The sequence below is a fragment of the Halanaerobium polyolivorans genome (assembly GCF_020711195.1).
GTDB classification, from domain to species: Bacteria; Bacillota; Halanaerobiia; order Halanaerobiales; family Halanaerobiaceae; genus Halanaerobium; species Halanaerobium polyolivorans.
This window is the reverse complement of record NZ_JAJFAT010000003.1, coordinates 17,585-30,281: the sequence shown is the minus strand read 5'-3', so window position 1 is coordinate 30,281 and position 12,697 is coordinate 17,585. Positions and strand designations below refer to the sequence as shown.

Sequence of the window (12,697 nt, the reverse complement as noted above, 5' to 3'; positions counted from 1 at the left end):
AGTTAATAAAAATTTTAAAATACTTTTGCTCGCAGTAAATCCTGGAAGTTAAGCATAGCAACTGGTTTTCCAGCTTCAACTACTGGTAGATCATTAATTTCTTTTTCTTCCATAATCTGCAGTGCTTCAGCTGCCAGTTTATCTTTGCTTATTGTAACTGGATCAACAGTCATATAATCTTTAACCGGTCTCTCAATAAAATCAGCTGACTTTTCTAATAGTCTTCTTATATCACCATCAGTAATTATACCCTTTAAATTACCTTCTTCATCTACTACTGAGGTAGATCCCATTCTGGTATTGGTCATTTTAAAGAGAGCCTGTCTTACAGTAGTATCAGTTTTTACTATTGGATTTTGTTTTCTTATTTCAACTACATCTTTAACCTTTGTTAAAAGCTTTTTACCCAGTGAACCACCTGGATGATAAAGGGCAAAGTCTTCCTGAGTAAAACCATAATATGTTGATAAAGCAATTGCTAGAGCATCTCCTAAAGCTATTGCAGCTGTAGTACTTGCTGTTGGAGCCAGATTAAGCGGACATGCTTCTGTGATCACATCTGTTTCTAAAATTAAATCTGCATAATTAGCCAAAGTTGAATCATTATCACTAGTTAGTGCAATTAATTTTACTCCGATCCTCCTCAAAGAAGGAAGCAGATTAATAACTTCATCACTTTCACCACTATTAGAAACCGCAATCACAACATCACCATTTTTAATCATACCTAAATCACCATGCAGTCCTTCACCAGCATGGACAAAAAAAGCAGATGTACCGGTACTAGAAAAAGTAGCAGCCATTTTTTTAGCAACTAAACCAGCTTTACCAACTCCGGTAAAAACAACCCTACCTGGACATTCGATAATTAATTTCATAGCTTCTTTAAAGCTGCCATCAAGATTATCTCTTATTTTAAGTACAGCCTCTGCTTCAACTTCAAGTACATTTTTAGCTTTATCCATAGCAGAAGCTAATTTTTCTTTACTGATATCTTTTTTATTCATTATTTATTCACCTAATTTATATTTTTTTAAATATCATCAATTTCTGGACAATTTTTAACTGCTGAATCAATTGCAAGTGCCTGTTTTAATATTTTTTCCAGTTTATCCAGTGGAATCATATTAGCTCCATCACTTTTTGCTTCAGCTGGATTATCATGAACCTCCATAAAGAGAGAGTCAACTCCAGCAGCAAGCCCGGCCCTCATTAAATAAGGGACAAATTCTTTTTCCCCATCAGAACTGTCTCCAGCACCACCAGGAAGTTGTACAGAATGAGTCACATCAAAAACAACCGGATAACCAGTTTTTCTCATCCTTGGCAGAGAGCGCATATCTACTACCAGATTATTATAGCCAAATGAAACTCCTCTTTCGGTAAGTAATATCTTCTCATTACCAGTACTTTCAATCTTATTAACAACCTGCTCTATATCCCAGGGAGCCAAAAATTGACCTTTTTTTACATTAATAATCTTGCCTGTTTTACCTGCAGCAACAAGCATATCAGTCTGTCTTGATAAAAAAGCAGGAATCTGAATTATATCCAATACCTCTGCAGCTTTTTCTGCCTGTTCTGGTAAATGGATATCAGAAATCACAGCTAAATTTAAGTCTTTTTTAATTCTATTTAAAATTTCCAGACCCTTATCTATTCCAGGACCACGATATGATTCTATAGAAGAACGATTTGCTTTATCAAAAGAAGATTTAAAAACATAGGGTATTCCCAACTTAGATGTTATCTCTTTAATACCTTCTGCAATTTTAAATACTCTTTCTTCCTCTTCTATAGCACAGGGCCCAGCTAAAAGCACAAAAGAACTTTTAGAATCCCCAAAAATTATCTCATCATTAAGCTTTACTTTTTTCACCATATTTTTTTACACCTCTATGTTCTATTTCTTTTTTTAAGTTCTTCTTCTACCAGTTCAATATCTTCCTTACGGTCAACACCAATCAATTTTGTCTCGGTTTCTACAACTTTAATCTTAAAACCATTTTCTAAAACCCGCAGCTGTTCTAAGGACTCAGCTTTTTCCAAATTTGTAGAATTCATTGCAGAATACTTGAGCAAAAAATCACGCTTATAAACATAAAGCCCTATGTGTTGAAAATATTCTTTGTCTTTTCTTTCTTGATCCCTATAATAGGGGATCGGGAAGCGGGAAAAATAAATTGCATAATCATCTTTATCAACAACTACTTTAACAATATTAGGATCTGCAGCCTTTGTGGAATCAAGCCTGCGTCTTAATGTGCTCATTTTTAAGTTTTCTTCATCCTGAAAAGGTTTAATTGCTTGGGCAATAGTTGCTTGACTTATCAAAGGCTCATCACCCTGAACATTGACAATTAAATCTGCATCAATATTTTCTGCAGCCTCAGCTATTCTATCCGTACCTGTCTGATGCTCAGAAGATGTCATAACTGCTTTACCACCATTTGCTTCAACTACAGCTTTGATTCTTTTATCATCTGTAGCAACAATTACCTCATCTATAAGCTTTGATTTTTGAACTGCTTCCATTACCCGAACAACCATTTCTTTTCCCGCTATTTTGGCCAGTGCCTTAGCAGGAAAACGAGTGGAATCATATCTGGCCGGTATAACTGCTGCAGTTTTAAAATCATTCATAATAACACCTCAAATTCTTATTTATTTCTTTGCTGCTGAATTTTCTCATTTACAGCTTCCAGAAGTTTTTTGCTGTCATCTAGCTGCATTGAAATAGTTAAATAATAAAAGGGTAATTCACCAATCATATCTCCAAAATCAAATAATTTTACCGCATCTTTTTCAGTTGTCAATATAATATCAGCTTTTGAAGCTTCATACTGATCAACCAGGGTTAAAAGATCTTCTTTTTGGTAATTATAATGATCCTTAAAAACTCTATAGCTAACTAAATTACCACTAATACTCTCAATTGTTCTTTTAAAAGCCTCGGGACTACCTATACCTGAAAAGGCAAAAACCCTTTTCCCCTCTAAAAAATTCGCCTCATTGACGGCCTCTCCTGCAACTGAAATGCATTTTTCCGAAATAGTCTCTGCAGCAAAGACCCCCCTATTTGCAGGACTCTTTTTATTGATCTCTTTTTTAAGAGCTTCAATTCTTGAGTGCTCTACATTTTCTGTATGATTTAAGAGAAAAATATCAGCTCTTTTTAAAGCAGAAAAAGGTTCTCTTAATAATCCTGCCGGTAATACTTTACGATTAGAAAAAGGATCCTCAGCATCAATAATAACAACATCAACTTCTCTTTGCAGTTGATAGTGCTGAAAACCATCATCCAGAATAATAAGCTCTGCTCCCTTTTCTTCAGCTAACACTGTACCCTGATACCTATCTGCAGAACGAATAAAGATAACATTATCAGTCTTTCTAGCCAGCATAAAAAGTTCATCTCCGGCCTGAGCAGAATCAGCATAAATATTACTTCCAGCTTTAATTAAAAATGGCTCATCAACATCTTTAGAAGCGCCATAGCCTCGGCTGATAACAGCAATTGAATATTTTTCTTTTAATTTATCCAGTAAAAAGGCAGTAAAAGGGGTTTTACCCGTTCCACCAGTTGTTATATTCCCAATACTGATTACAGGTACAGAAGCTTCTTTTTTAGGCATCAATTTTTTACGATAAGCAAAGGCTCTCAATCTGCTGGCAGCTGAATAAATATACGATAAAAGATTCAATATAAATCTGACCACTGAAGCTAATTTTCCAGTCTCTTCTTTTTTGATAACTCTTTTTAAATATGACTTCAAATTATCCTTCATATTATCACTAAAACCTCCAGGCTCTTAAAAATAAGAGCTAAATTAAATCAACCAGCTAAACTTGAACAAGTTCTGCTGCTCTTTGATTAACTTTTTCCATCTTCTCTTTTAAAATAGCTTTTTTTTCTTCCATTTCAAGCTCTTTATCAAAGCTAAAAGCTTTACCAAAAATGAGAGCAGCTTTAGTAAATGGTAAGGGAAATAGATAATTATCCCAGCTATTAAAATTCTTTTTCCAGCGAGCATCTACTCCTACCGGAACGATCAAGGCACCTGATTTTTCTGATAAAAAGATTATCCCTGATTTAACCTCATAAATAGGGCCAGTTGGTCCATCTATAGTTAAAGCTGTATTTTCTCCCTCTTTTAGTTTTCTATAAAGTGAGAGCAAAGAGCGGCTGGCTCCTCTACTGCTTGAGCCCCGCACAGTTTTCCAGCCCAGGCTTTCCAGCACTCCTGTCATATAACTACCATCACGACTGAGACTGGTCAAAGCGTAAATGCCTAGATCACGTAAAAAATAGGCAGGAATCCAGCTCTTACCATGCCAGCTAGAAAAAATTATGGGCTGTTCTTGATCTAATATTTCAGCTATATCTTCCCAGCCTTCAACTTCAAGTCTAATACTTAGGTTGCTTAATTTAAGCAAATTATAGGCTAGAGATGGAATCAACTTATCCTGCAAGCTTTTCTTTTTTTCAGCCAAAGATTTCACCTCTTTTATTTTTCAATAAACTGTCCCTGATAAAGTGAAGCATATTTACCATCTTTTTTAAGCAGTTCTTGGTGACTACCTCTTTCAACAATTTCTCCATTTTCTAAAACTATAATTTTATCAGCATTTTTGATTGTAGAAAGTCTATGAGCAATAATAAAGGTTGTTCTATTCTCCATCAAATGTTCTAAAGCTTCCTGAACTAATGCCTCTGATTCTGCATCAAGTGAGGATGTTGCCTCATCTAAGATTAAGATTTTAGGATCTTTTAAAATAGCTCTGGCAATTGAGATTCTCTGTTTTTGACCACCTGAAAGGCCAACTCCTCTTTCTCCAACCATTGTATCATAACCATCTGGAAATTCCATTATAAAATCATGAGCATTTGCTGCTACAGCAGCTTTTTTTACTGCTTCTTCATCTGCATCAAGATCACCATATTTAATATTATCTCTTAATGTCCCACTAAATAAGATGGTCTCCTGGGGAACAATCCCAATAAAACTGCGCAGATTCTCTAAATTTATATCCCTAAGATCATGGCCATCAAGCCTCATTCTCCCTGATATAGGATCATAAAAACGAGGAATCAAATCAACCATTGTGGTTTTACCTGCACCACTGTGACCAACAAGGGCAATAATATCTCCAGGTGAAGCACAAAGATTGATATTTTTTAATACTATCTCATCCCGATCATAGGAAAAGTTGATATTATCATAAACAACCTCACCTTCTACCTCATCTAAGATAACCTTGTTTTCTTTATCTTTTTCAATAATATTTTCTTTATCAATAACCTCAAATATTCTTTCTGCTGAAGCAACTGCCTGCTGGATTGTACTGCTGAGCTTGGTTAAAGATCTAAGCGGATCACTAATAGTCAGCAAAAGGGTAAAAAAGGCAATTAATTCAGAAGCTCTCATTCTGCCCTGCATTACTTCATAACCACCATACCAGAGTATAGCAGTAAAAGAAATGGCTGCAATAAATTCTATTAATGGAGTTAAAATAGCTCCATACTGGGTCTTTTTCATTTTTGCCTGGAAGTTTGCTTCATTCTGACTGCTGAAGCGGTCATATTCATAATCTTCTCTCCCAAATGATTTAACAACCCTTACCGCAGATAATGTCTCCTGTAAAACATCAGAAACATTGGCAATTTTAACCTGTACTTCTTTACTAACCCGACGCAGCTTTTTATTGAAAATATTAAGCACATAAGTTATTAAAGGCAGCATAACCAATAAAAAGATTGTTAATCTATAGTTTAAATAAACCAGATAAACCAGTCCACCAACAAGGGTAAAAAGCTTATAGATTGTGTTAACTGCTCCTGAGACAATAGCACTCTGCAGCTGTGAAACATCATTTGTTACCCTTGAGATGATTTCTCCTGTTTTGTTGCGGCTGTAAAAACTTAAAGAAAGATTTTGCAATCTAAAATAGAGCTCATCTCTAATATCCCTAACTGCTTTTTGTGAAACATAGGCAACCAAATAGTGCTGTCCATAATAGGATACTCCTTTTAAGAAATATACCAAAATCATCAAAGCAGCAATCCAGCTTAATCTAATAATACCCTCTCTACCAGCTGCCATATCTGTAATTATGGTTTCCAGCAGATCCTGAAAAACCCTTACAAAAAAAACAGTTAAAAAGGCATGAACCAGCATCGAGAAAATTCCCGAAGCCAGTCTGCCTTTATATGGTAAAACATATTTAAAAATTCTTTTAAACATAGGCCAGGTATTACTTATGTTTTGTGCTGAGTCCATAATAATGAATCCCCATTCCTGAAATTTCATGATCAACATCTAGTCCGGGAATACCGAGTTTCCCATAAAGAGCAACTGCCAGGTGTGGAGCCTTACTTACTATTCCGATTTTTATGCCTGCTCCTGAAATACCTGAAAGTGGTTTTTCAAAATCAATCATTGCTCTTTCAACACAGCGGGTTAAAATTCTTTGGTCTTGTACCGATTCTGTAATAACTCCACCTTTAATTGCAGCACCTAAACAGTTTCTTAAAACTTTATCTTTCAACTTAGAGCCTTTACCACCTGCTCTAGTAATTACTGCTTCATAGCCTTCATTTTTATAAGCTTCGATAATATTTTTGTCATGTTCATCATTAACCATTGAAAGCAGTACTGCAACTTTTCCGATCGACTGTCCACCATCAATTTCCGTAAAATCTTCGATTGTAAAATCTGCTAAACTCATATCAATTCACCTCTTAGTCTTATTCTTTTAGCTTATATTCTTCTAAAAAAGGTTTTTTTAAACTGCCAAATAAATAATCAATCTTCAATCTCAGCTTCTAAATCAGGGAATAAGGCTCTAACAAATTCTTTATAACCTTCAATAATTCTAGGTGAAGGTCGATTAACTAAATCCTGATCAACTATATATAGTCTCTCATTTTGAAAGGCTGAAATTTCTCTAAATAAATGTCTTGACCTCAACTGTTCTAGACTTACCCCACCTGGACTGCTGTGTTCACTACTGATGAAAACATCAGGATCCATAGCAATCAGACTTTCTATATTAAACTGCGGCCATGCACCTTGAGCTTCTCTACCAATATTGTAGCCGCCGGCATCATGGATCATACTATCAATAAAAGTATTTTTACCTGCCGTATAAAGTGGATCAGACCAGATTTCATAAAAAACCTTTGGTCTTGCTTCATTTTCTAATTTTGCTTCTACTAGAGAAGTTATTTTTTTGTATTCTTCCTGCATTGCTCCTGTTATTTCTTCACCCCTATTTTGAGTAGAAGTCAATAAAGCAATATCATTTATCATCTCTATGGTATCAGAAATGCTTCTTGGATTAAAACCAACAACCTGAATACCCAGCTCTGATAATCTTTCCACAACTTCTTTTTTGGTTACCGATTCGGCAATCACAAGATCGGGATCTAAGGAAATAATTAACTCAACATTGGGCTCATCTATTGTCCCAACTGTAGCTTTATCCAGAGCTTCCTCGGGATAACTGGCTGCAGTACTCACGGCAAGCAGCTTATCTTCTAAACCCAAAGCATATATTATTTCGGTTGTCCCTGGGGCTAAAGAAATTATAGCTTCAACTTCTTTTTCAATTATTATTTCATTACCTAAATCATCTTCATAATAGATAGGATATTCCTGAGCCTGGCTGAGACCAGAAAGCAAAAGAAAAACTATGCTGATAGTTAATAGAAAAACTAATGATTTTTTCACTTAAATTCCTCACTTTTTAGAGTAATTATTCGTCAAATATATCTGATCGTTCAGGAATAGGAACTGCTTTAACTTTGTGTTGATTTTTTTGAGCTAATCTTTCAATCTTTGCTTTTGTTTCCGCTTCAGCTTCACCACTTAAAATATATTGATCTAATTCTTGATAACTAAAGCCCATTTCATCTTCATCAGTTTGATTGCTCCAGAGTCCAGCACTGGGCTTTTTATTTATGATTTTCTCTGGTATATTTAACTCTCTGGCCAATGCTTTTACCTCATGTTTTACTAAAGAACCAAGAGGAGCAAGGTCAACTCCACCATCACCATATTTAGTAAAATAACCTATTTTTAATTCACTTCTATTATCAGTTCCAATAACCAGATAATTTAAAGAAGCTGCATAATAATAGAGAGAAGTCATTCTGAGACGAGGTTTAATATTAATCTCTGCCATTTTATTACCTTTAATCCCACTCTTTTGCAGCTCATCTAAAAGATGAGCATAAACACCTGAGAGGTCTGTTATAATATAATCTAAGCCAAATTTATTGGCAAAAAGCAGGGCATCTTCTCTATCTTCACTACTTGAATTACAGGGCATAATTATCCCCATAACATTATCAGCAAAAGCTTTTTGAGCCAATCTAGCTGTAACAGCAGAATCAATACCACCACTAAGCCCTACTACAGCACCATCTGCACCGGCAGCAGCTACCCTGTCTTTTAGCCAGTTAACTAAATTAGCTGAAATTTTTTTGAAATTTTTATTTTCATTCATAATTTATTCCCTCCAGGGAAAGTTACCCTCAATCATTTCTTTAAAGTTGCCTTCAATCTCAACAATAGTCCAAATTTGATTTCTTTTCTCTAAATAAAGTCGATCTTGATGATTAAAAGAATAAATTCCATCCTCATCTCTAAAACTAAATTTATAATTTGCCTCAAAAATATAATTTTCTTCAGCTGCCGATATTTCTCTAAATTCAAATTCTTCCAGGCTGTAAACTGATTGGTCATCTTCAGGCTCTGCTTCTGGATCACCATAAGCTGCCTGCATACTTTCTATAACATGACTTTCAGTTATAATTCTCTGCATTCTACCTAAATCTATCTCACTGCTCTCATTAATTAAAGTGATATTTTTTGATGCAATACCAGCATAAAAATACTCAACAACTTCTTCTGCAGTTGTTTCTTCAGTCACATTTGCCGGTGGTCCTGAGCTTAAACTATATAATATTGCTAGCCCAAGCACAGCAAAAAAAGCTATTGACTTCCAGTTCAGCCGGAAAAAAAGTTTAATATTATCTTTTTTATTTTTTTTAGCAATCAGATTATCTCTAGCTTTAGTATTCTTTGCTTGAAAAGATTTTAAATCAAAATTCTTATTTGAATCAAGCTCTAATGACTGTAGTTTTTTAATAACTGCACTGTAATCAGGTCGCTGAGCAGCTTCTTTTTGCAGCATTTCTTTAAATAGTTGATTTACTGCTTCGGGAATTTCTGGTATTAAGCGATCAATCTCCATTATTTTTTCACTCTGAATCTTATTTAATACCTTAGCAGTATCTTTATCATTAAATATTTTTTTAGAACTTATAAAATAATAAAAGACAGCTGCTAAATTAAAAACATAGGCTTTATCCTGCCAGGCTTCTCCGGCAATGATTTCTGGTGGTCTAAAATAATCTTTGCCCTGATCAGCAAAATCATATCTACCATAGTTTCTTTTTAAATCAACAAAAATTTGAGGCATTAAATATATTTTATCTTTTTGAGGATCATACCAGAAATTAGCTGCATTGAGACCATCACTGAAACAAAGTTTTTTCTGCTCTAAATCCAGTTCTTCTAAAAGTTCAAAAACAGCTTTAAATTCATTAAGCAGTTTTTTAAAATTAAAAGAGTTATTTTCTAAGTGTTCTCTTAGAGGAAGTAAATCTTCACTAGCAGTTGTCAATAAATAATATTCTCCTGCTTCTCTTTCAATTGCCTGATAACTAATAATTTTTTCAGGCAGCTCTGTTCCTAAATCTTTGATAGCTCTTTGAATATCTTTTACAGTTTCAAGCTGTACTTTTGATCGGGGTTTAAAATCTTGAAATAGTTTTTCCTTATTAAGATTTTTTTCAGCAAATTTTTCTTCAACCATTAATAATCCCCACCATACTCTATATCTTAACACAGAGCATTCCACCTAAAAATTATCTATTCTCAGGTGGAATTATTATATTATAGCTCTGTGTTTTGATTAAATTAATTTATAGTATTAAATCTTCTTTGTGTTCAGCAGATTCTTCAAATTCTTTTTTCTTAGCTTGATAACCATCACGACCAAAAATTCCATAAGTATAATTTTTACCTAATTCAACTCCTGGCTGGTTAAAAGCATTAATATCAAATAATTCCCCAGCTACAGCAGTCTGGAATTCGAAAAAGTAGAATAACTGACCTAAAGTAAATTCGTTTACCTCTGGAACATAAATAGTTTGATTCATTCGCTTACGTTTATTTAAAGCAAGTTCTGTTGCTTTTTTCTCGGTATTTATCAGTTCGGCAAAAGAATGTCCACCTAAATAACCAAGTCCAGCTAAATCTTCATAAGCAGCAGGAATCTCTAGCTCATTTTCAAAGTTTTCTACTTCAAGGAAGGTAACAATTTTATCATAAGGACCTTCCATATATAACTGGGCCTGTGAATGCTGATCTGTTGCTCCTAATGCTTTGATTGGAGTAGGTCCTACATTAACTACTTCTCCATCTCTATTAACCTCTTTACCAAGTGATTCCGCCCAAAGCTGTCTATACCAATCAGCTAGATCTTTTAAACGATCAGAATATGGCATCATTACAGACATAACCTTACCTTTTTTATAGGACAGATAATGAATTAAGCCATTTATTAAAGCTGGGTTATCCCAGAAATCTGCTTCTCTAGATATTTTATCCATATAGGCAGCTCCAGCAAGTAACTGCTCAATATCAACCCCAGTAAAGGCAGCAGACAAAAGACCAACTGGAGTTAAAACAGAAAATCTTCCTCCAACATTATCTGGGATATGGAAGGTTTTCATATTTTCTCTTTTGGCAATCTCAATTAAATAACCGGAATCTTTACTTGTTGTAGCAATAAAATGTTCGCCAACCTTATCTTCTCCAACAGCATCTGCAACCAGATCTCTTAATAATAAGAACTGACTCATAGTTTCTGCTGTACTACCTGATTTAGAAATAACATTAAATACGGTTTTTTCAATATCCAGTTTATCAACCATTGCTTTAATACCATCTGGATCTACATTATCACTTACAAAAAGACGTGGATAACCATTTCTTGCTTCTGCAAACATATTATAATAAGGATCATTGATAGCAGTTTGAACTGCAATATTACCTAAAGCAGAGCCACCAATCCCTAAAATTACTATATTATCAAATTTGTCTTTTAATTCTTCAGCAGTTGCTTTAAGTTCTTTGATTATTTCTTCTTGTTTATAGGGAAGCTCCATAAAACCCATCTTACCTTCTGCTTCAGCTTTTAAAATATTCTCTTTTGCAGCTTCTGCTTCAGCCTTATACTCTTCTAATTCTTCAAGTTTTAAACCTTCATACCCTACCATCTCTTCAAATATGTTATTAATATCCAACCTAATTCTTAGTTCTTCTTTCTTTTCAGACATATTAATTCCCCCTTCTGAGTTTATATCACTTATAAATAGTAAATTAATACTATCACAAGTATATATTTTTAACTTCACTTTTGCAAGATTAACTTACCTTATAATTATATAGTATTTAAGTGCTGATGTAAAAAAAAAGTAAATATTATTGTAATTTGTTAAGCACTTAACTTTTTTTCAAGCATTTTAATCATATGATATTTACATAGATACCCGTAAGGGGTATTAAAGGAGGGAATATTAATGTACACACTTTATTATATCGCAGGTATAGCAACAATAATTTCATTTGTATCAAATAAAGAAAAAACTATTCAGGGATTAAAGGTCGGCTGGAAAAAATTCAGCAAAATACTGGGAACCTATCTTAAACTTTTAATTATTTTATCTTTTATTCTTTTAATTTCTGATCAATTTATAATTAACTACCTGGGTGGACAGGCTCCATTTGTTGGTTTGATTTTAGGTTTGATTATCGGTTCTATAACAATGATGCCGGGCTTTATAGCTTATCCACTGGCAGGTATATTGGTTTCGCGAGGGGTTAATTATATGGTTGTAGCTGCTTTTATTACAACTTTGATGCTGGTTGGAGTCGCAACTTATCCGGTAGAAAAAGAATTCTTCGGGATTAAAGCAACTATTTGGAGAAATATAGCCGGTTTTCTAATTTCAGCTCTTATTGCACTGGCAACCGGGATTCTTTATGGAGAGGTGTTAATATAATGGATAAAACTAAAAACAAAAATACAACTAACTATATTTTATTTAGTCTTTTTACAGCTTTTCTTTTAGTTTCATATATTATAGATTTTGAACTTGGGGAAAGAATTGGTGAAAACTTTATGATTTTTGCTCGAGATATGATCGCAATTTTACCTCCAGCCTTTGTCTTAATAGGATTATTTGATGTCTGGGTTAGTAGAGAGACAATCGAAAATAACTTTGGTAATACTTCTGGTTTTAAAAAGTATATTTACGCAATTTTACTGGCAGCAACCACAGTGGGTGGAACCTTTGTTGCCTTTCCAGTAGCTAATAGTCTTTATCACAAAGGGGCAAATTATTCTTCTATATTCACCTATGTAACTGCTGCCTCACTTGTAATGATACCAATGAGTATTATGGAAGCTTCAATCTTAGGAATTAAATTTACAGCAATTAGAATAGGGGTTTCTCTTCCCTTAGTAATTATCAGTTCAATTATTTTGGGTAACTTCTTTTCCAAGATCGATTATAAAATTCCTCAAGTAGATTAAAAACAAAGCACCAGCAGCTGCTGGT

General features: G+C 34.1%; 13 protein-coding genes. 2 read left to right on the top strand and 11 right to left on the bottom strand.

Translation table 11 applies throughout. The features are described 5' to 3' along the window. Nucleotides 1–14 precede the first annotated feature (14 nt). The 11 genes from LJ207_RS02920 to LJ207_RS02870 form a co-directional block, all read right to left on the bottom strand. Complete coding sequence (locus LJ207_RS02920; protein ID WP_229343936.1) at nt 15–1,007, bottom strand: KpsF/GutQ family sugar-phosphate isomerase; 993 nt, start codon at nt 1,005–1,007, stop codon at nt 15–17. A 26-nt stretch (nt 1,008–1,033) separates the two neighbouring features. Continuing rightward, on the bottom strand, nt 1,034–1,882 hold the full coding sequence (kdsA, locus tag LJ207_RS02915) for a 3-deoxy-8-phosphooctulonate synthase (protein WP_229343934.1): 849 nt from the start codon (nt 1,880–1,882) through the stop codon (nt 1,034–1,036). A gap of 14 nt (nt 1,883–1,896) precedes the next feature. Next, nucleotides 1,897–2,643 carry a 3-deoxy-manno-octulosonate cytidylyltransferase gene (kdsB, locus tag LJ207_RS02910; protein WP_229343932.1) on the bottom strand — a complete coding sequence of 249 codons (747 nt, stop codon included), beginning with the start codon at nt 2,641–2,643 and terminating at the stop codon, nt 1,897–1,899. Nucleotides 2,644–2,660: 17 nt separating this feature from the next. Next, on the bottom strand, nt 2,661–3,788 hold the full coding sequence (gene lpxK / locus LJ207_RS02905) for a tetraacyldisaccharide 4'-kinase (protein WP_229343930.1): 1,128 nt from the start codon (nt 3,786–3,788) through the stop codon (nt 2,661–2,663). A 55-nt stretch (nt 3,789–3,843) separates the two neighbouring features. Beyond that, complete coding sequence (locus tag LJ207_RS02900; RefSeq protein ID WP_229343928.1) at nt 3,844–4,503, bottom strand: lysophospholipid acyltransferase family protein; 660 nt, start codon at nt 4,501–4,503, stop codon at nt 3,844–3,846. A gap of 5 nt (nt 4,504–4,508) precedes the next feature. Continuing rightward, complete coding sequence (locus LJ207_RS02895; protein WP_229343926.1) at nt 4,509–6,281, bottom strand: ABC transporter ATP-binding protein; 1,773 nt, start codon at nt 6,279–6,281, stop codon at nt 4,509–4,511. After that, nucleotides 6,256–6,729 carry a HutP family protein gene (locus tag LJ207_RS02890; protein ID WP_229343924.1) on the bottom strand — a complete coding sequence of 158 codons (474 nt, stop codon included), beginning with the start codon at nt 6,727–6,729 and terminating at the stop codon, nt 6,256–6,258. The genes LJ207_RS02895 and LJ207_RS02890 overlap by 26 nt, the downstream gene beginning before the upstream one ends. A 77-nt stretch (nt 6,730–6,806) precedes the next feature. Further along, nucleotides 6,807–7,733 (bottom strand): ABC transporter substrate-binding protein, encoded by a 927-nt coding sequence (locus tag LJ207_RS02885; protein ID WP_229343922.1) that lies wholly within the window; start codon nt 7,731–7,733, stop codon nt 6,807–6,809. 25 nt (nt 7,734–7,758) lie between these two features. After that, nucleotides 7,759–8,511, bottom strand: coding sequence for an NAD(+) synthase (gene nadE, locus LJ207_RS02880; protein WP_229343920.1), 753 nt, complete (start codon nt 8,509–8,511; stop codon nt 7,759–7,761). Between the two features lie 3 nt (nt 8,512–8,514). After that, nucleotides 8,515–9,918 (bottom strand): serine/threonine-protein kinase, encoded by a 1,404-nt coding sequence (locus tag LJ207_RS02875; protein WP_229343919.1) that lies wholly within the window; start codon nt 9,916–9,918, stop codon nt 8,515–8,517. A gap of 76 nt (nt 9,919–9,994) precedes the next feature. Next, on the bottom strand, nt 9,995–11,413 hold the full coding sequence (locus tag LJ207_RS02870; protein ID WP_229343917.1) for a glucose-6-phosphate isomerase: 1,419 nt from the start codon (nt 11,411–11,413) through the stop codon (nt 9,995–9,997). A gap of 243 nt (nt 11,414–11,656) precedes the next feature. Between LJ207_RS02870 and LJ207_RS02865 the strand changes: the two genes are divergently transcribed. Both LJ207_RS02865 and LJ207_RS02860 read left to right on the top strand, forming a co-directional pair. Then, on the top strand, nt 11,657–12,139 hold the full coding sequence (locus LJ207_RS02865; RefSeq protein WP_229343915.1) for a hypothetical protein: 483 nt from the start codon (nt 11,657–11,659) through the stop codon (nt 12,137–12,139). Then, nucleotides 12,139–12,672: a permease gene (locus LJ207_RS02860; protein WP_229343913.1), complete on the top strand. Its 534-nt coding sequence runs from the start codon at nt 12,139–12,141 to the stop codon at nt 12,670–12,672. The genes LJ207_RS02865 and LJ207_RS02860 overlap by 1 nt, the downstream gene beginning before the upstream one ends. The last annotated feature ends 25 nt before the right edge of the window (nt 12,673–12,697 follow it).

Excerpts from the sequence above, each read along its gene's own strand:
- LJ207_RS02920 (WP_229343936.1), bottom strand. The coding sequence starts at position 1,007 with ATGAATAAAAAAGATATCAGTAAAGAAAAATTAGCTTCTGCTATGGAT.
- kdsA (WP_229343934.1), bottom strand. The coding sequence starts at position 1,882 with ATGGTGAAAAAAGTAAAGCTTAATGATGAGATAATTTTTGGGGATTCT.
- kdsB (WP_229343932.1), bottom strand. The coding sequence starts at position 2,643 with ATGAATGATTTTAAAACTGCAGCAGTTATACCGGCCAGATATGATTCC.
- lpxK (WP_229343930.1), bottom strand. The coding sequence starts at position 3,788 with ATGAAGGATAATTTGAAGTCATATTTAAAAAGAGTTATCAAAAAAGAA.
- LJ207_RS02895 (WP_229343926.1), bottom strand. The coding sequence starts at position 6,281 with ATGGACTCAGCACAAAACATAAGTAATACCTGGCCTATGTTTAAAAGA.
- LJ207_RS02890 (WP_229343924.1), bottom strand. The coding sequence starts at position 6,729 with ATGAGTTTAGCAGATTTTACAATCGAAGATTTTACGGAAATTGATGGT.
- nadE (WP_229343920.1), bottom strand. The coding sequence starts at position 8,511 with ATGAATGAAAATAAAAATTTCAAAAAAATTTCAGCTAATTTAGTTAAC.
- LJ207_RS02870 (WP_229343917.1), bottom strand. The coding sequence starts at position 11,413 with ATGTCTGAAAAGAAAGAAGAACTAAGAATTAGGTTGGATATTAATAAC.
- LJ207_RS02865 (WP_229343915.1), top strand. The coding sequence starts at position 11,657 with ATGTACACACTTTATTATATCGCAGGTATAGCAACAATAATTTCATTT.
- LJ207_RS02860 (WP_229343913.1), top strand. The coding sequence starts at position 12,139 with ATGGATAAAACTAAAAACAAAAATACAACTAACTATATTTTATTTAGT.